Here is an 18,326-nt window from a genome sequence, read left to right as displayed (position 1 = left end):
CCTTACCATGAAGCTCTTGTTTGTGGAGGGTATGGCTAATGTTCACGGGAAGTATTGTTGCACTGATCACGCCGATGGATGACAAAGGGTATGTCTGCCGTGCGAGTTTAAAAAAACTGATTGATTATCATGTTGCCAGCGGAACATCGGCAATCGTCTCTGTGGGGACCACCGGAGAATCTGCCACCTTGAGCCATGATGAGCATGGTGACGTGGTAATGATGACGCTGGAGCTGGCCGATGGCCGTATTCCGGTCATCGCCGGCACCGGTGCCAACGCGACATCGGAAGGTATTTGCCTGACCCGGCGTTTTGAAAAAAGCGGCGTGGTAGGTTGCCTCACCGTCACCCCTTATTACAACCGTCCAACGCAGGAAGGACTTTATCAGCACTTCAAAGCGATTGCTGAAAGCACCGACCTGCCGCAAATGCTGTACAACGTTCCGTCCCGTACCGGTTGCGACATGCTGCCTGAGACGGTAGGCCGTTTGGCAAAAATCAAAAATATTATCGGAATCAAGGAAGCTACAGGGAACTTATCGCGGGTCAGCCAGATCCAAGAGCTGGTTGATGATGACTTCATTCTGGTCAGTGGCGATGATGCAACTGCACTGGACTTCATGCAATTGGGCGGCCGGGGCGTCATCTCCGTTACGGCAAACATTGCTGCACGAGAAATGGTGCAGGTTTGTGAGTTGGCGCAGCAGGGTAATTTTGCCGAAGCTCGCCGTCTTAATCAGCGCCTGATGCCTTTGCATCAAAAGCTGTTTATTGAACCTAATCCTGTGCCGGTAAAATGGGCGGCAAAGAAATTAGGATTAATTGCAACCGACACGCAGCGTCTGCCGATGACGCCGATGACTGATGCCGGTCGCCCGGTTGTTGAACAGGCTCTGCAAAGCGCAGGCCTGTTGTAAATTTAGGGAGAGTTAATGGCTTATTCAGTACAAAAGTCCACCGTTGCGAAAGTGGTTGGTTTATCGCTGGTGATGATGCTGGCCGCCTGTTCGAGCGATCAGCGTTACAAACGTCAGGTCAGCGGCGATGAATCCTATTTGCAGGCTGCTGATGTCAGCGAATTGCGTGCGCCGACAGGAATGGCGTTGCCATTGCAGAACGGGGATTTTGATATACCTTCTGTCAGCACGAAAGGTCAGGTTGGCAAGCAGCTCGATATTCGTCCACCGGCTCAGGCTCTGGCACTGATGAATGGTACCCGCACGCAGTTTGCTGGTAATAACGGGGTGCTGTTGCTGGAAAACGATCGTAACGGTGCTTTATGGCCACAGGTGGTGGATGTGATTCAGGCACGCAATTATCCGATAGCGAGCCGTACTGATGCCAGTAAGACGCTGACCACGGACTGGGTGCAGTGGAATCGTGCCGATGAAGATCATCAGTATCGTGGTCGCTATCAGGTCAGTGTCCAGCAGCAGGGCTATCAGCAGGCGCTGAATGTCAGACTGCTTGAACTGCAGCAGGAAGGAAAAGCGGTAAGCTCACCGGTACAGCTGCAGCGTTATACTGCCCAGATGCTGAATGAACTGAGTAGCGGTCTCGATAAGATGGAAATCACCCGTGAGAATGCGGCGGCTCATCGCAGCGCAGCGCAAATTGATGTGCAGAGCGGAGCGGATGACACCGGATTACCTAATCTGATTGTACGTGCGTCGTTTAACACCGTGTGGGAACGTCTGCCTGCGGCGCTGGAACGGGTTGGCATGAAAGTGAGCGATAAAAATCGTTCTCAGGGAAGTCTCAGCGTAACCTATAAAGCACCGGACAGCGACGGCTGGGACAAACTGGGCGCGAAAGATCCGCAGTTGGCTGAGGGTGATTACAAGATCCAGGTCGGCGATCTGGATAACCGCAGTAGTTTGCAGTTCCTCGATCCTAAAGGACATACCCTTACCCAGTCGCAGAATGACGCGCTGGTGGCAGTATTCGAGGCGGCATTCAGCAAATAACAACCCGGGCCGGAATCTTCCGGCCTTTTTGCCTTCTGCAACGTAAACGATTGCTTCGGTTTTTTCGTCGCAGAAAGTACAATAGCCTCGCTACTATTTTCAGTTCATGTGGAGTTAACAAGATGCAAAAGCAAGCTGAGTTGTATCGCGGCAAAGCGAAAACCGTTTACAGCACCGAAAACCCGGATCTGTTGGTACTCGAATTTCGCAACGATACATCAGCACTTGACGGTGAGCGTATCGAACAATTTGATCGTAAGGGAATGATTAACAATAAGTTCAATTATTTTATTATGAGCAAATTGCAGGAAGCCGGTATACCAACCCAGATGGAAGCGCTGCTCTCTGATAATGAAGCGCTGGTAAAAAAACTGGAGATGGTTCCGGTTGAGTGCGTGATACGTAACCGTGCGGCAGGATCGCTGGTGAAGCGTCTTGGAGTGGAAGAGGGCATGATCCTGACCCCCCCACTGTTTGACCTGTTCCTGAAGGACGATGCCAGGCACGATCCGATGGTTAATGAATCCTACTGCGAAACTTTTGGTTGGGTGAGCAAAGAGAATCTTGCCCGTATGCGCGAGCTGACATACCAGGCGAACGATGTGCTAGGCAAACTCTTCCTGGACGCAGGCCTGATCCTGGTAGATTTCAAGCTTGAGTTTGGTCTGTTTAAGGGCGAAGTGGTACTGGGCGATGAATTCTCACCGGATGGTGCGCGTCTCTGGGACACGGAAACCCTGAACAAAATGGACAAAGATCGCTATCGCCAGAGTCTGGGTGGCCTGATCGAAGCCTATGAAGAAGTGGCTAACCGCCTCGGCGTAAAGCTGGACTGATTTTTTTATCAAACGTTTTGCTGCCATCAGCGCAGCGGATATCAGCCAGCTCCTCTCACGCTGTGTGTGGTGTGAGAGGTGCTGGTCTGATGACCCGAGTGGTTTAACCTCATAGTCTCCGACAAATCATCCCATCTGGCCTGCGGGCTGGCGCTGGCGCATGCCGCCATTTAGAATGGCGACTTTAATCAGCAACGTCATTATAACCAGGGGCCATTTATGCGTTGGCAAGGACGGCGCGAGAGCGACAATGTGGACGATCGTCGGAATGCGCCGGGTGGTTTTTCAGGCAAAGGCCGTATGCGTATTCCGCGGGGCAAGGGCGGTATTATTCTGCTGATCATTGTGATGATCGCGGGGTACTATGGCTATGATTTAACGGCGCTCCTTGGCGGTGATGGCCGCTCGTTTTCCCACTCCACACAGACACAACAGGTCAGTGTTCCCCGTCAGGATGAGGCGGTTAAATTCACCAAAGTGATTCTGGCAACAACCGAGGACACCTGGTCGAAAATTTTCCAGAAAATGGGCAAAACATACCTTCCCCCAAGGCTGGTGATGTACCGTGGCGCAACGCCTACTGGTTGTGGTAACGGCCAGTCGGTGATGGGGCCGTTTTATTGTCCGGCAGACAGCACGGTATATATCGATCTGTCATTCTATGACGACATGAAAAACAAACTGGCGGCCGGTGGCGATTTTGCTCAGGGTTACGTGATTGCACATGAAGTGGGACATCACGTGCAGCGTCTGCTGGGCATTGAATCCAAAATACGTCAGTTACAGCGTGGGGTCAGCCAGACGCAGGCTAATCAGCTGTCGGTGAACATGGAATTACAGGCGGACTGCTTTGCGGGTGTCTGGGGTTACTATATGCAGCAGGAGAACGTACTGGAGGCCGGTGATTTACAGCAGGCGCTGAACGCGGCGCAAGCCATCGGTGACGATCGCCTGCAACAGCGAAACCAGGGCAGGGTGGTGCCGGACAGTTTCACCCACGGTACATCCCGGCAGCGCTACAGCTGGTTTAAACGCGGGTTCGACAGCGGTAATCCGGGCCAGTGTGATACGTTCAGTCACCGCTGATGTTTGATTCTGCCCACCTTATTACTCACACGGCCACGCTTCAACGCCAGGGGTTCCGGCAGCTTCTGATCGTCAGTGGCGATCCTGCGTGGTGCCTTGAGCAGACCGTGCGATGGCGGGCTTTACTACCAGGGGACTGGATGTGGCTTGGCGATATGCCGCAGGGCCAGGTTCACTGTACGTTCAGGGCGGCACGAACGTTACTGGGACGGGAGTTCCTGCACGCCGTGTTTGACGCCCGGGAAGGATTCAATGCTGATGCCCTTGCGATACTGGCGGGGACATTACAGGCGGGCAGCTGGCTACTGCTGCTGGTTCCTGAATGGCAGCAATGGCCTTCGCAAGCGGATGCGGATTCCCGGCGCTGGAGTGAAGTAAGCATTCCCATCAGTACGCCCAATTTTGTACGACGTTGGCAGCAACTGCTCCTTCAGGACCGTCAGGCTGCACTGCTTCTACAGCATCATCCCCTGCGTCTTCCTGTCCCTGAGGTCGCCCCGCAATGGCAGCCGGACGCGGTTTCACAGCAGCAGGCGCTGTTGGAGACATTGCTCACCAGCCGGCCGGGGATCTTTGTGCTGATTGCGCCACGCGGACGGGGGAAATCGGCGCTGGCAGGATCACTGGCTGCCCGCTGGCCCGGACGTAGCCTGATAACCGCACCGGCAAAAATATCCACCGGCGTGCTGGCGAAATTCGCGGGCGACAATGCGGAATTTATCGCGCCAGACAGACTACTGGCAATCTCTGCGGCGCAACGGCCAAAAAATATTGACTGGCTGATGATTGATGAGGCCGCCGCTATTCCCGCCCCTTTGTTGCATCAACTGGTTCGTCTTGCTCCCCGTGTTCTGCTGACGACCACTTCTCAGGGGTATGAGGGGACCGGGCGTGGCTTTTTGCTGAAGTTTTGCGCCAGCCTCCCCGAAGCGACCGTACTGACGCTGGAACAGCCATTGCGCTGGTCTGCAGATGATCCACTGGAGCGATTTCTTGACAGGGCGTTGCTGTTTGGCGAAGCGGAAACCGCCAGCCAGAAGGCCGGGATCCGTTACTGTTTTCCTTGTCAGGCCGACTGGCTGCATCGTCCGGCGCTGCCAGAAAGCATGTATCAGCTGCTTGCCAGCGCGCATTACCGTACCTCGCCGCTGGATCTGCGGCGGATGATGGATGCTCCTGGTATGCATTTCAGCGCCGCGTTACAGGGCGAGACTGTGCAGGGAGCGTTATGGCTGGTGGATGAAGGGGGACTGGAGGAAACCCTGGCTCAGGCCGTATGGGCAGGGTTGCGCCGCCCCGCCGGAAACCTGGTGGCGCAGTCTCTTGCTGCCCATAGCGGTTTCCCGGAGGCGGCACAAATGCGCTCACGACGTATCTGTCGGATAGCCATTGCTCCTTTATTACGCCGTGGCGGCATTGGGCGCGAAATGGTGCGTCAAAGTGTTAACAGGGCGATGGGGGTTGATTTTCTCTCCGTCAGCTTTGGTTACACGGCCTCTTTGTGGCGGTTCTGGCAGGCCTGTGGATTCAGCCTGGTGCGGTTTGGCAGTAAGGCCGAGGCCAGCAGCGGGTGTTATACCGCAATGGCAATACTGCCGCTGAGTGTGCAGGGACATGCGTTGGTCAACCGTGCTTCACAGCGTCTGGCAAGAGACTGGCCCTGGCTGCAACCGACGAGCGTCGACGTCAGTCTTGATTTGCCGGCACCGAGAGAACCTGACAGTGACGAGGACGAATGGCGTGAACTGGCCGGATTTGCCTGGGGACAGCGGCCTTTTGAAGCGAGTGTCGCGGCGTTGGGGCGGCTGGTCGGTCAGCCGCTGGATTTGCCATTGTTGCAGGGGGCATTACTGCAAAATCTCTCTGTCAGCGAGCTGTGTCAGCAGTTTGCCTTGCCTGGACGGAAAGCACTGCTGGCAAGATGGCGACAGGAGACGCAACGCGCCTTACAGACGATGGATGCCACCCGCAGTGCATACTGGCAGGATTTCATCCGTGCATTAAACGGATAGTGTCCAGCCTGATTACTCTCCCATCAGGCTGGCAGATGCTGTTAACAATGTGATCTTTTACGCCGATTTGCCTGCGGCTGCTTAGCGTTTCAACAAGGATAACCAACGGCCTGGCATTGATGTGCGGACAGACAAACACCGCCATGCTGACGGGATTGTGGCGCGGGAAAAATGACGTTTCACCGGTTCGCAGCACCTGGCTGGCCGTGTGATAACAGGGGCTTTTAAGCCCCTGTATAACCGCTTTATTTCTTCTTCGGCCAGTCGTCATCGTCCCATTTATCGTTGAAATCACGATGGGGTGGCAGGTCCGGCTTGTTGTCCATATATTTTTTATGGTCGATACGCTTGAGATCTTTATAGACGTTCATCAGGACGCCGACCATCAGCACGATCACCAGTAACCACCAGTACTCTTTTAACCATTCCATATTGTCCCCTAGGCTATCAGCTGTTCCATAATCCGCTGGTACATGCGACTCAACAGTTGCAGGTCAGCCGCCTTCACACACTCATTGATTTTGTGAATGGTTGCATTGACCGGACCCAGTTCCACTACCTGTGTTCCCATACGGGCAATAAAACGCCCGTCAGAGGTCCCGCCGGTAGTCTGCAACTGCGGTTTGATTTCATTATAGTGCTCAACGGCGTTAACCACCGCATCGACCAGTTTACCGCTGGGGGTCAGGAATGGCTGGCCGGACACCTGCCAGTCCAGGGTGTAACGTAGCTGATGACGATCCAGCAGTTCCCGCACACGCTGTTTGATCATCTCGTCGGTGAGCTCAGTGCTGAAGCGGAAATTGAACTGAACAAAGCATTCACCCGGGATAACGTTATTACTGCCAGTACCAGCCTGTATGTTGGCAATTTGCATACTGGTCGGAGGGAAAAATGCATTTCCCCGATCCCATTGTATTGCCACCAGCTCATTGAGGGCGGGCAGGGCGCGGTGCACCGGATTATCGGCCAGGTGTGGGTAGGCGACATGCCCCTGTACGCCATGCAGCGTGAGATTCGCGGTCATCGAGCCACGGCGACCATTTTTCACCACGTCACCAACGACTTCCGTGCTGGAAGGTTCACCCACCAGACAATAGTCCAGCCGTTCATTACGTGCCATCAGGGCCTCAACCACTTTTACCGTACCATTGGTGGCGCTGGCTTCCTCATCTGAGGTGATCAGAAACGCCAGACGTCCTTTATGATCGGGGTGGCTGGTCACAAAGCGTTCAGCGGCGACGATCATTGCCGCCAGCGAGCCTTTCATATCGGCTGCACCCCGGCCATAGAGCATGCCATCGCGGATGGTGGGTTCGAACGGTGGGTTAATCCAGAGACTGCTATTTCCGGCTGGCACCACGTCGGTATGACCGGCAAAGGCCAGTGTCTCACCGGTGCCTCGCCAGGCCCAAAAGTTGAGCGTGTCGCCAATATTGACCGGTTCCACGGTGAAACCCAGCGCTTGCAGGCGGTCAATAATAATAGCCTGGCAGCCGGCATCATCCGGGCTGAGGGAAGGTCGACGAATAAGCTGCTGCGTCAGTTCAATGACCGGACAGAACATGATCAGGATTTCTCCGCAATAAAGGACTGGTAGGTTGATTCATTAAAACCTGCCAGCATAGAGCCGTCGCTACTGCACAGTAAAGGGCGTTTGATGATTGCGGGGTACTCAAGCATCAGTTCAGCGGCGGTAGCCGCATTATTTACTCTGCCGCGCACCTCTTCATTCAGCTTGCGCCAGGTGGTACCACGGGTATTAAGCAGGGCTTCCCAGCCCAGTTGATCAATAAAGCCTTGCAGCAGAGACGCATCCAGACCATCGGTACGGTAGTCATGAAACCGGTAAGCCACATCGTGACTGTCCAGGTATTTGCGTGCTTTTTTGATGGTGTCGCAGTTTTTGATGCCGTATATTTCAAAATTATTCAATTTATTGTTTTCTTTCATAAAATCGTATCTGTACCTTGGGTTGATTCAGAATGACTGTGGGCTGAAAAGGTTGTGAGTCGACAGAAATAACTGCAAACAGTCAGAAATAATATAATACCTGATTATGTTGTTGCTATGGTAATTGCCTGATTCAGACAGTTCTGCTTCTTTTGTGGACAGTCCCGAACTGTTTTTCAGGCGATGTGGGCATCAGAAATTCTGCGGTATTTAAGTAAAAATGACCGCTGCTCCATCTTTCCGGCAAAGCATTATGCCCTCTTTTCTTACTTGTTCAGCTGTCCGTTACTTTTATAAATGATATGGCGGGTATTTTATCCACATGGTTGAAATTAATCTGATCCGCACTTAAATGTCACGGTTCCTTAAGTGTATTCTCTGGTGAGGAACCATCAAATCTGCAGCGGAAAAGTGTGAACAACACTGGGAGGATGAGTCTAATAATATTAAAACTATCCGTATAGGATGATTAACGTATCAGCATGAGAATTATTCATTATCATGCGATTTACAGGAATATCTCAGAGCTAATGTGCTGTGTTAAATTATTATTATCTACCTCCTTTTAGTCTGTCAGGCGGCATTATCATACGTGGTGTCTCGACAGTTTTTATTTTATATCGAAAACTTAAACTTAAATTTAAATTTTTATATCAATTCTGTTTTTTTTAATTCTTTTCATTTTTTTATCGTGATGTTTTTTTAAAATAGTTTTTTTGTAATGACATTTTATTGTAAAAATATTTCATTAAATAAATCAAATGATAGTCTGTTAATTAAGTGTTTTTTTATTGATTGGGTGTGTGATTTTACTTTATCGTAAGGCGATTTAAAGCTTTTTAATTCTATTAAAATGATTTTTATTATGGAGTCAGGTAAAATGCTGTCTGTTGTGTTATCATTCATTTTTTAATTTATTGCCTGTTAATGCTGCTGAAAATCTGTCCTTCTCTTCCTTAACTAATAAGGGGCTGGGTGAACTTTGCTGCTTAACTATTGGATAATAGCGGGATTAGTCTTTCTTTTTCATCTTGCGATAATTATGAAAAACAAAATTGGGCTCTGGAAAGGACAGGTTCGGAATATTTTTACCTCCGCAATAAATCTGATGTAAAAAATGTCTGAGAACGATGCCAAATGGTACAACAGTCAATTCAGGCACCTGTAGCGAAGATGATTACACTTCAATGAGATTGTGGACAGTTACTGAGACGAGTGACGGAAGTGTTGTATTTAAGACTGAATATAATAATGATGTAGGACACAAACAGACGCTCAATGCAACCAGGGAAAAAACCGTTGGTATGTCAACAGCCAGTGACAGTAAACAGACACGGTGGAACTATGGCCCTAGTGTTCCGTCACGCGTTCGTGCCGTTAGCGGAAAAAAATATTGCTAATGGCAACACATTTCAATGGTGTTACCCCGAACGATCCTGCAGCAATTCGCTAAGCGGTATTAGGAGACGGTGAGAATAATGCTTCATTGCGTAACTATCTGAAGCGAGCCTCTTTTGGTAAGTTAAATTTTGAAGGTGCTTTTCTTGAAAATGTAAATATTGGCGACCGCCCTTCAACCTGCGATACAAAAGGTATTATTGCAGCCGCGATCACGGCTGTATTTGCACTGGGCAAGGATACCGCCAATTATGATTATCTTTTTATTGATATCTCCCGAACCCCAGTATGTAAATGGGAAGGTCTGGCAGTAACCCCCGTTAACTGGATTATTTCTAACAATGTCGGGCACAAAGTCTGGATATGGTCACATGAATTCGGCCCTGATTTAGGTTTTATCATTCCAAAGTGTTATTAAATTGCCCGATTGTTGATGAAAAGCTCCAGCTTGGATCTGCATGTAAAGAAGGCGCTGCCGGGGAGCTGACCGACACCATGGGGGGGGGGGGGGGGGAAGTAAAACCTATTCGTCAAATTATCTGCACTTTACAACATGGTTAAGTGATCAAGAGATGCCTGTTATCTCTGCACCTGGTGTTTATAATTTAATGCCTCTTTATTCGGACAATAAAGTTGCGGGGGCTGATGGTGCGAAAGCTTAACGTGGCTTGCGTATTAAACGTTCGGATGGGTCGGGTCTGGTGCCGGAATACCGCCAGCCAGGAAAAGGGTTTGAAAGCTGGAAGGATGACAGCCCCTATATTAATGGGCTTATTGTCCGTGTCATGAAATACAACAGTTATGGCATAAAAAACTGACTGGTTAATATCCGTCCGTAGACTGCCGGAACGCAGAATGCGCCGTTGATGCCCGGAAAATCACTCTATGATGCGCTTTCGGGTAAATTAATCACTGTGGTTGTGGCGGATGCCAAAGGTGCGGTAATGCGGGTTGAAAACCGCTAATCAGCCAGATGATTGAAATGCTGCAGAAACAGGTTGTTCTTGTATGTTTTTTCTGCAGCGATTATTGCAATCTGTGTCAAAGCAAATATCCGCAGTGGATGACGAAGGTATTTTGTGAAGGCAGCAGGGTGCCTTTCTTTCAACTGATGCAACCTTTCCCTTCTTTTTGTCGATTTCATCTGTATTCAAATATTCACCTGTCCGGGCGGAATATGCCGTTCAGGCGGGTGCGCAACATTATGCAGGCAGATCCGTGTTATCTGATGAAACGCACAGAACTTCTCTCAACCTGAACATGACGGTCAGCATCTGCTTCGTGCTGCTCACACTGACAGCAGCTGGCACACATGACCGGCGCTTAACGATGAGGGAAGGAGAGAATGAATTATCTGAAAGCATCTGCCGTCCATACGGTTGAAGAGACCGAGTAAATGATTGTTATCTCCAGGAAGAAAAAGACGCGTTGTGCGGATTTTAACTCTATTGTCGGGGCGGTGATGGCTGACTATCCTGATGCCAGGACGCATATTGACAATGACAGCGGTGGTTACGATAAGGTTATTGTCATGAAATAGTATTTCAACGCTTTTGCCAGCATGATGCTCTATCAAATCATCTCCCGGCAGAGCGCATTCCTTTGGCCATCGGTGTTCGATTTCCCTCCATCCTTTTGTTACCCTTCATTTTTACGTCATGGCCTCCCGTTCCTTCATTATGACATGCGCATACTCTGATACGCCGTTAATTACAGTTTTGTTTGGTACTGCCGATAGCAGTAAGAGGGCACAATATGTTCACTCTGTGTTAGTATTATTTCCATAACAAACTGACAATAACGAGAGATGATTATGATGATTGACGTAGAACTGGGGACCTGGAAAGCGTTTATCGAAGCCATGCTGGCGCGAGCTTATCTTGCTGAAAAGTAAGTTTTTCCTGGGTAAGCAATTGTTAATAAGGCAGCCAATGGCTGCCTTTACTGTTTCAGTGGTGTGTCTGACGTTTTACCGGAAAACGCTGCCGGACCAGAACAAAGAACAGCGGAACAAAGAATATGGCCAGCACGGTTGCTGAAATCATTCCGCCCATTACGCCTGTACCTACCGCATGTTGACTGCCTGAACCCGCACCACTACTGATCGCCATGGGCAGTACACCAAAGATAAATGCCAGTGACGTCATCAGGATGGGGCGAAGGCGCTGGCGTGAGGCTTCCAGCGTTGCTTCCAGCAGGTCACGGCCCTTGCTGTTCATTTCATTGGCAAATTCGACAATCAGAATGGCGTTTTTGGCCGAAAGGCCAATCACCGTCAGCAATCCGACCTGGAAATAGACATCATTCTCCAGCCCTCTGGCCCAGGTTGCCAGCAGCGCTCCTGACACGCCCAGCGGCACTACCAGCATGACTGAGAAAGGAATCGACCAGCTTTCATAGAGTGCGGCGAGGCAGAGAAATACCACCAGAAGCGAGATGGCATAGAGTGCCGGAGCTTGCGAGCCGCTCAGGCGTTCCTGATATGATGCGCCAGTCCATTGCAGGCCGAAGCCCCCGGGGAGCCGACTAACCAGTTTTTCCATAATATCCATTGCGGTACCGGAACTGATACCCGTAGCGGATTCTCCGACGATCTCTACCGCTGAATAGCCATTGTAGCGCTCAAGACGTGGTGAACCGGTTTCCCAACGGGTGGTGGCAAAGGCGGAGAACGGTACCATGCCACCGTTACTGTTGCGAACAAACCATTTACTGATGTCATCCGGTAGCATACGGTACTGCGCCGCCGCCTGCACATACACTTTTTTTACCCGGCCCCGGTCAAGAAAATCATTGACATAAGTGGAACCCCAGCCAGTTTGCAACGTGCTGTTGATGTCATCAATTGATACCCCCAGCGCCTGCGCTTTACGCTGATCCACATCAATGCGTAACTGTGGCGTGTCATCAAGTCCATTATGACGGACTCGTGTCAGTGAGCGGTCATTTTCCACCATCGCCAACAGTTGATCACGAGCCTGCATCAGCGCGTTGTGACCTAATCCGGCATGGTCCTGCAACTCCATATCAAATCCTGCTGAGTTACCCATGCCGGTAATCGCCGGTGGGCTGCTGGCAATCACCCGTCCTTCACGAATTTTATGAAAGGCTTTGGTAGCGCGTTCGATAATCGCAAAGGAGGTGTTTTCAGCGCCAGACCGGTCTCCCCAGTCTTTCAGACGTACAAACATTCTCGCCACGTTCTGACCATTACCACCAGGCCCTGAACCAATGGTGGAAAAGACCGACAGTACGTTATTTTTCTCATGTGTCAGATAATACTGTTCCACTTTGTTCACCACCTTAGCGGTTTGCTGCAACGTTGATCCCGGAGGTAACTGAATCTGGGTGGTGAAAACACCGCGGTCTTCCAACGGCAGGAAAGAGGTGGGCAGGTGCAGAAACAGGAATGCCATACCGCCGATGATAAACGTATACAGGAAAAGCCATCGCCCGGCTTTGGCAAGGATCCTGCTGACACCTCGCTCATAGCGCAACGCATTAGTATTGAACGTGCGATTAAACCAGCCAAAGAAACCCCGGCGACCATGATGATGTCCCAGGGGGATCGGCCTGAGCAGGGTGGCGCACAGCGCCGGTGTCAGGATCATTGCCACAAGCACTGAAAGAACCATTGCGGAAACAATGGTGATGGAAAACTGGCGATAAATTGCGCCTGTCGTGCCGCCAAAGAATGCCATCGGGATAAAAACCGCCGACAGTACCAGTGCAATACCGACCAGTGCTCCCTGGATTTGCCCCATTGATTTTCTTGTGGCTTCTCTTGGTGACAGCCCCTCTTCACTCATGATCCTTTCGACGTTTTCCACCACCACAATAGCGTCATCCACCAACAGGCCGATAGCCAGAACCATGGCAAACATGGTCAGGGTATTGATGCTGAAACCGCAGACGGATAACGTGGCAAAGGTGCCCAGTAGCACCACCGGAACGGCAATGGTTGGGATCAGCGTCGCGCGGAAATTTTGCAAAAACAGATACATCACCACAAAAACCAGGAGCACGGCTTCAATAAGGGTTTTTACCACATCTTCAATTGAAGCAGTGACGAACGGGGTGGTTTCGTAGGCAATCTCCGCTTTCAACCCATGGGGAAAGTAGTGAGACAGTTCTTCGATACGGGCTCTTACCAGTTTGTCAGTTTTTAACTCGTTTGCGCCAGAGGCAAGTTTAACGCCCAAACCGGAGGCAGCCTGGCCATTGTACTGACTCAGGAAGTCATATTTCTCGGCGCCAAGAGCGACGTCAGCGACATCGCTCAGGCGGACTTCCGATCCGTCCTGATTAACCCGCAAGGTAATATTACGGAACTGTTCAGGCGTGGTGAGTAGTGACTGGGAATTGATGGTGGCATTCAGCGCCTGCCTGTCAACGGAAGGCAGACCGCCCAGCTGGCCAACGGCGACCTGGCTGTTCTGCGATTCAATAGCACTGACCACATCGCTGGTGGTCATCGCGTAGTTAATCATTTTATTTGGATCGAGCCAGATACGCATGGCGTACTGTGAGCCATAGGCGTCTACCTGGCCGACCCCATCAATACGGCTGAGTGGGTCCTGCACGTTACTGGCAACATAGTCCGCAATATCCTGCTTATCCATACTGCCGTCAGTGGAGACAAATGCCACCATCAAAATGTTGGTGTCACCGGTTTTGGTCACGGTAACGCCCTGTGACTGCACATCCTGCGGCAGTTTACGCAACGCGGTTTGCAACTGGTTTTGCACCTGCTGGCGGGCTTCGTCAGGATTGGTACCGGCAAGAAAAGTCAGGGTGATGGTTGCCTGCCCGGTATTGCTGCTCTGCGAGGACATGTACATCAGGTTGTCGATGCCGGTCATGTTCTGCTCAATAACCTGGGTTACGGTGTTTTCCAGCGTTTCCGCAGAGGCGCCAGGATAGTTAGCGGTGATACGAACATTGGGAGGGGCGAGGTCGGGATACTGTTCAATGGGAAGCGAAAAAATAGCCAGAACACCTGTCAGGCAGAGTAGGATTGCTATTACCCATGCAAAGATCGGGCGATCGATAAAAAAATTCGCCATTGAATGTTAACTCCAGACTATTTATCGGGGTATGAATGCGTGCCGTTTCCCGGCTGAGTATTTTGAGCGTATCGCCGGAGCAAATTTTTCAATTTATTCAATATGCTCTGACATTCATACACTCTACCTGCCGTCATCAGATTAATCGTGGAGAAATTGAGAAGAAAATGTAAATTACTGTACTGATTCACCCGGTTCAGGAGAGGTACTGCTTTGCTATGCAGCTTGCATGACAGTCCGCAGGGAAGTAAAACCTGAAACGTCATTTATGAACGCCAGAATTTCCGGTATCTTCCTGTTAGTTAACAGTAATACAGCCTGTTTTTGCTACGTGTTTACATTTGAAATAAAAATAAATCACCGCTGACGCTTCCTGATGATTCATTTCACATACATAACAACGCTCTAATGCATTTACCCAGTCTGCACGCTCATTTTCACTGGCCGGTTCATGATTATCTCCGTAACAGAAACACCCCCATGCAGAACTCACAGGACGATGTTATGAACGTTAAACTCCCGGTATTTTTTGCTGTTGTAATGGCAGCTGCAACCTCTTTTTCCGCGCTGTCAGCCACTTCGGTTGATCAAAGCCAGAGCCAGAATCTTCAGGAGATGGGCACCGTTTCCATTTCAGGCGTCCGTGGCTCCCTTGATGATGCCACCCACCGGCTAAGAGAAAAAGCGCAGGATGCAGGCGCATCATATTACCGTATCATTGGTGTTGATAACCCCGGCGACTCCAGCCTGTGGACTGGCACCGCGAAGATGTACCGTTAAGTCCAGCCTGCCTGCCGTTTTCTCTTCCCTGCTTTCTGGCCGCCCTGTGCGGCCATTTTTTTGTGCTATTCGGTAAAAATATACAAAACGTCACGATTTCTGTTATGGAATTTTTGCGTCAGCCAGACAGAACGGTTAGGATGCATCGCCACAATTTAGCTGTTTCCTTCAGGAAGATAACAACAGAAAGCAGTGAGTTGGCCAGACGTTTGTGCGGTGACGCAATCGTTTAGTTAGCATGTATGAATAAGAACACCCGGGATGGGCGGCGGTATTACTGTGGACATGACAATAGGATAGAAAATGAAAGCTGATAAAAAGGTGGTTGCAGACAAGCGCGCCGCAAGAAGACGTTGGTTAAATTCTCATGATTCCGGTTATAAAAAAGCGATGGATAATCGTCATGTTCAGATGATTGCGATCGGTGGAGCCATTGGTACGGGGCTGTTTCTTGGTGCGGGTGCCCGTTTACAGATTGCTGGTCCGGCATTGGCTATTGTTTACCTGGTTTGCGGTCTCTTCTCTTTTTTTATATTGCGTGCGTTGGGCGAACTGGTGTTACACCGTCCTTCCAGTGGCAGTTTTGTCTCTTATGCCCGAGAATTTCTTGGTGAAAAAGCCTCTTATGTTGCGGGTTGGATGTATTTTGTTAACTGGGCGATGACAGGTATTGTCGACATTACTGCCGTGGCGCTCTATATGCATTACTGGGGGGCGTTTGGCGACGTGCCACAGTGGGTATTCGCGCTTGGCGCACTGGCCATTGTGGGCACCATGAACATGATCGGCGTGAAGTGGTTCGCTGAAATGGAGTTCTGGTTCGCGCTGATTAAAGTGTTGGCTATCGTTGTTTTCCTTATCGTTGGCGTGGTGTTTCTTGGCAGTGGTAAGCCACTGGATGGTAACAGCACCGGCTTTCATCTGATCTCTGATAACGGTGGTTTCTTTCCTCATGGGCTGCTTGCAGCACTGGTGCTGGTTCAGGGTGTGGTATTTGCTTTTGCTTCCATTGAGCTGGTGGGCACTGCGGCGGGAGAATGCAAAGATCCTAAAACCATGCTACCGAAAGCCATCAACAGCGTTATCTGGCGCATCGGTCTGTTCTACGTGGGATCGGTCGTGCTGTTGGTATTGTTACTTCCCTGGAATGCCTATCAGGCTGGTCAGAGCCCGTTCGTTACCTTCTTCAGTAAGCTGGGCGTCCCTTATGTCGGGAGCATCATGAATATCGTGGTGCTAAGTGCGGCGCTCTCCAGTCTCAACTCTGGTCTGTATTCAACCGGGCGCATCCTTCGCTCGATGTCAATGGGTGGTTCTGCACCGCAGTTTATGTCAAAAATGAGTGGTCAGCAGGTGCCTTACATGGGCATCCTTGTCACCGTTGGTGTTTATGTTATCGGTGTCTGGCTGAACTATATTGTGCCATCGCGGGTATTTGAAATTGTCCTTAACGTCGCGTCGCTGGGTATTATCTCTTCATGGGGGTTTATCGTGGTCTGCCAGATGCGTCTGCGTAAAGCGATTAAAGAAGGTCGCGCCGAAGATGTCAGCTTCAAATTACCATGGGCCCCCTTTACATCGTGGCTGACGTTGCTGTTCCTTGCCAGTGTGCTGGTGTTGATGGCACTGGACTATCCAAACGGTACTTACACCATTGCCTCTGTTCCATTGATTGCGGTCATTCTGGTTCTTGGCTGGTTTGGTGTGCGTAAGCGTGTTCACCAGGTGGCGCAGACAGAACATGAACATCTGAAAGAAGAACAGAAAAAGTAACCCTGTCAGCGTCAAACTTATGGCATTGACAGTGTGGCAACAGCTGCCCGTTTTTAGCAACGATCCGCGCCAACTGGCGCGGATTTTTTGTCCGCGGGTTAGTAACCCCTGCCAGTCATCAGGTGCAGAAGTCAGCACAGGGTAGTTTTCCGTCTGGCGGCACTTTATGATAACAGACTGCTGAAAATGTTACGGAGTCTGTATGTCAGCCAAAATCGACGTGATCAAAAACAAAATTTTGTCAGAAAACTGGTTCGTCCTGCGTAACTTCACTTACGATCTCACTACCCATGATGGCTCCACCATCCGTCATAAGCGTGAAGTCTATGACCGTGGTAACGGCGCCACTATTCTTTTGTATAACCGTGAAAAAAACAGCGTAATCCTTACCCGCCAGTTTCGTATCGCAACCTGGCTAAACGGCAATGACAACGGCATGCTGATTGAAGCCTGTGCCGGGCTTCTGGATGATAATTCACCGGAGGACTGCATCCGTAAAGAAGCGATAGAAGAAACCGGTTATCAGGTTGGGGAAGTGCAAAAGATTTATGAGATGTATATGTCACCCGGTGGGGTTACGGAAATCGTTCATTTTTTCGCCGCGGAATATAATGAAGCTTTACGGGCAAACGCCGGCGGGGGCGTTGATGATGAAGATATCGACGTGTTGGAAATCACTTTCCCTCAGGCATGGTCGATGGTCAGGGACGGACGAATTAAAGATGGTAAAACGGTAATGCTGTTACAGCATGCGTTGATTGAGGGCTGGCTGACGCTGGTTTGAGTGAGCGGATAGTCATGCCAGGCGACGGTTTCCGTTCAGTCTGTGTTGGCTGACGTATTACGCAGTGTCGTCAGACCATTTCACAGACCAGGCGAACGACGCGATTTGACTGAATTGCACCTGATTTTGTTGCTCCCTGCCAGGCAGGTGTTGTGAAACTGCTGACATCATCAGGCGTTGCTCCCCCTGTTTAGCCCTGCTATTGCTTCAACGCCGCCCCGGCCTCCGTCTGTCGCAAAACAGCATGATTCTCGCGGCTGCTTGTCTTCTATAGCAGTGGCAAACTGCCATCGTCACAGGGAGGAGATGATTTTTGCAAATCCATCGGTAGCAATAGTGAACACTATCTGAGGCATTTTTATCAGCGCGGTCATATCTGTAACGGCATTATTTTATCGCACATGCGTAAACCGTGATTGTGGCTGGATAAAAAAATGACAAAATGGATGCGGCTGATGCTGCCGGGGTATGACGGCTTATTTTTTTTTGAGAAAATTCTGATAATGTTGACGCTTTTATCAGCCCTCATTTAAAAAAAAAGTTTTTTGCTAATCAGACTGTTTTGTCCCTGTTGAATTTAACCTGTTTGTCAGCCGCCCTGGTATTGCCAATTAATTGACTGATAATTCTCCACTGCCGTTTAGTGACGGCATGACGATTTACGCGTTAAA

The 18,326-nt window shown here is 50.3% G+C and carries 14 protein-coding genes; 10 read left to right on the top strand and 4 right to left on the bottom strand.

The window, feature by feature from the left end:
- Nucleotides 1-38 precede the first annotated feature (38 nt).
- From dapA to EB241_RS01805, 5 genes are all read left to right on the top strand, one after another.
- Nucleotides 39-917, top strand: coding sequence for a 4-hydroxy-tetrahydrodipicolinate synthase (gene dapA / locus EB241_RS01825; RefSeq protein WP_124231510.1), 879 nt, complete (start codon nucleotides 39-41; stop codon nucleotides 915-917).
- A gap of 15 nt (nucleotides 918-932) precedes the next feature.
- Nucleotides 933-1,967: an outer membrane protein assembly factor BamC gene (bamC, locus tag EB241_RS01820; protein WP_124231509.1), complete on the top strand. Its 1,035-nt coding sequence runs from the start codon at nucleotides 933-935 to the stop codon at nucleotides 1,965-1,967.
- A 122-nt stretch (nucleotides 1,968-2,089) separates the two neighbouring features.
- Complete coding sequence (purC, locus tag EB241_RS01815; RefSeq protein ID WP_124231508.1) at nucleotides 2,090-2,803, top strand: phosphoribosylaminoimidazolesuccinocarboxamide synthase; 714 nt, start codon at nucleotides 2,090-2,092, stop codon at nucleotides 2,801-2,803.
- A gap of 219 nt (nucleotides 2,804-3,022) precedes the next feature.
- Entirely contained in the window at nucleotides 3,023-3,889 is an 867-nt protein-coding gene (gene ypfJ, locus EB241_RS01810) for a KPN_02809 family neutral zinc metallopeptidase (RefSeq protein ID WP_124231507.1), read from the top strand.
- Nucleotides 3,889-5,901, top strand: coding sequence for a tRNA(Met) cytidine acetyltransferase TmcA (locus tag EB241_RS01805; RefSeq protein WP_124231506.1), 2,013 nt, complete (start codon nucleotides 3,889-3,891; stop codon nucleotides 5,899-5,901). The genes ypfJ and EB241_RS01805 overlap by 1 nt, the downstream gene beginning before the upstream one ends.
- Before the next feature lie 245 nt (nucleotides 5,902-6,146).
- Here the strand turns inward: EB241_RS01805 and EB241_RS01800 are convergent, their stop codons facing one another.
- From EB241_RS01800 to EB241_RS01790, 3 genes are read right to left on the bottom strand one after another with little or no spacing between them, the layout of a single operon-like run.
- Nucleotides 6,147-6,332, bottom strand: a complete 186-nt coding sequence (locus EB241_RS01800; RefSeq protein ID WP_124231505.1) for a YpfN family protein — start codon at nucleotides 6,330-6,332, stop codon at nucleotides 6,147-6,149.
- An 8-nt stretch (nucleotides 6,333-6,340) separates the two neighbouring features.
- Nucleotides 6,341-7,468, bottom strand: a complete 1,128-nt coding sequence (gene dapE, locus EB241_RS01795) for a succinyl-diaminopimelate desuccinylase (RefSeq protein ID WP_124231504.1) — start codon at nucleotides 7,466-7,468, stop codon at nucleotides 6,341-6,343.
- 2 nt (nucleotides 7,469-7,470) lie between these two features.
- Nucleotides 7,471-7,854 carry an ArsC family reductase gene (locus EB241_RS01790; RefSeq protein ID WP_124231503.1) on the bottom strand — a complete coding sequence of 128 codons (384 nt, stop codon included), beginning with the start codon at nucleotides 7,852-7,854 and terminating at the stop codon, nucleotides 7,471-7,473.
- Nucleotides 7,855-9,340: 1,486 nt separating this feature from the next.
- Between EB241_RS01790 and EB241_RS01785 the strand changes: the two genes are divergently transcribed.
- Both EB241_RS01785 and EB241_RS01780 read left to right on the top strand, forming a co-directional pair.
- Nucleotides 9,341-9,670, top strand: coding sequence for a hypothetical protein (locus EB241_RS01785; protein WP_124231502.1), 330 nt, complete (start codon nucleotides 9,341-9,343; stop codon nucleotides 9,668-9,670).
- A gap of 978 nt (nucleotides 9,671-10,648) precedes the next feature.
- Nucleotides 10,649-10,792 carry a hypothetical protein gene (locus EB241_RS01780; RefSeq protein WP_233592511.1) on the top strand — a complete coding sequence of 48 codons (144 nt, stop codon included), beginning with the start codon at nucleotides 10,649-10,651 and terminating at the stop codon, nucleotides 10,790-10,792.
- A gap of 409 nt (nucleotides 10,793-11,201) precedes the next feature.
- On the opposite strand, the gene acrD is transcribed toward EB241_RS01780, so the two are convergent.
- Entirely contained in the window at nucleotides 11,202-14,318 is a 3,117-nt protein-coding gene (gene acrD, locus EB241_RS01775) for a multidrug efflux RND transporter permease AcrD (protein WP_124231501.1), read from the bottom strand.
- Between the two features lie 504 nt (nucleotides 14,319-14,822).
- Between acrD and EB241_RS01770 the strand changes: the two genes are divergently transcribed.
- The 3 genes from EB241_RS01770 (at nucleotide 14,823) to nudK (ending at nucleotide 17,655) form a co-directional block, all read left to right on the top strand.
- On the top strand, nucleotides 14,823-15,098 hold the full coding sequence (locus EB241_RS01770) for a YdgH/BhsA/McbA-like domain containing protein (protein ID WP_124231500.1): 276 nt from the start codon (nucleotides 14,823-14,825) through the stop codon (nucleotides 15,096-15,098).
- Nucleotides 15,099-15,401: 303 nt separating this feature from the next.
- Entirely contained in the window at nucleotides 15,402-16,871 is a 1,470-nt protein-coding gene (gene ansP / locus EB241_RS01765) for an L-asparagine permease (RefSeq protein ID WP_124231499.1), read from the top strand.
- Between the two features lie 202 nt (nucleotides 16,872-17,073).
- Nucleotides 17,074-17,655 (top strand): GDP-mannose pyrophosphatase NudK, encoded by a 582-nt coding sequence (gene nudK, locus EB241_RS01760; protein WP_124231498.1) that lies wholly within the window; start codon nucleotides 17,074-17,076, stop codon nucleotides 17,653-17,655.
- Nucleotides 17,656-18,326: the final 671 nt, after the last annotated feature.

This window comes from Erwinia psidii (assembly GCF_003846135.1).
GTDB lineage: Bacteria > Pseudomonadota > Gammaproteobacteria > Enterobacterales > Enterobacteriaceae > Erwinia > Erwinia psidii.
Note: the sequence above shows the minus strand (reverse complement) of the source record. Positions and strands in the feature narration are given on the sequence as shown.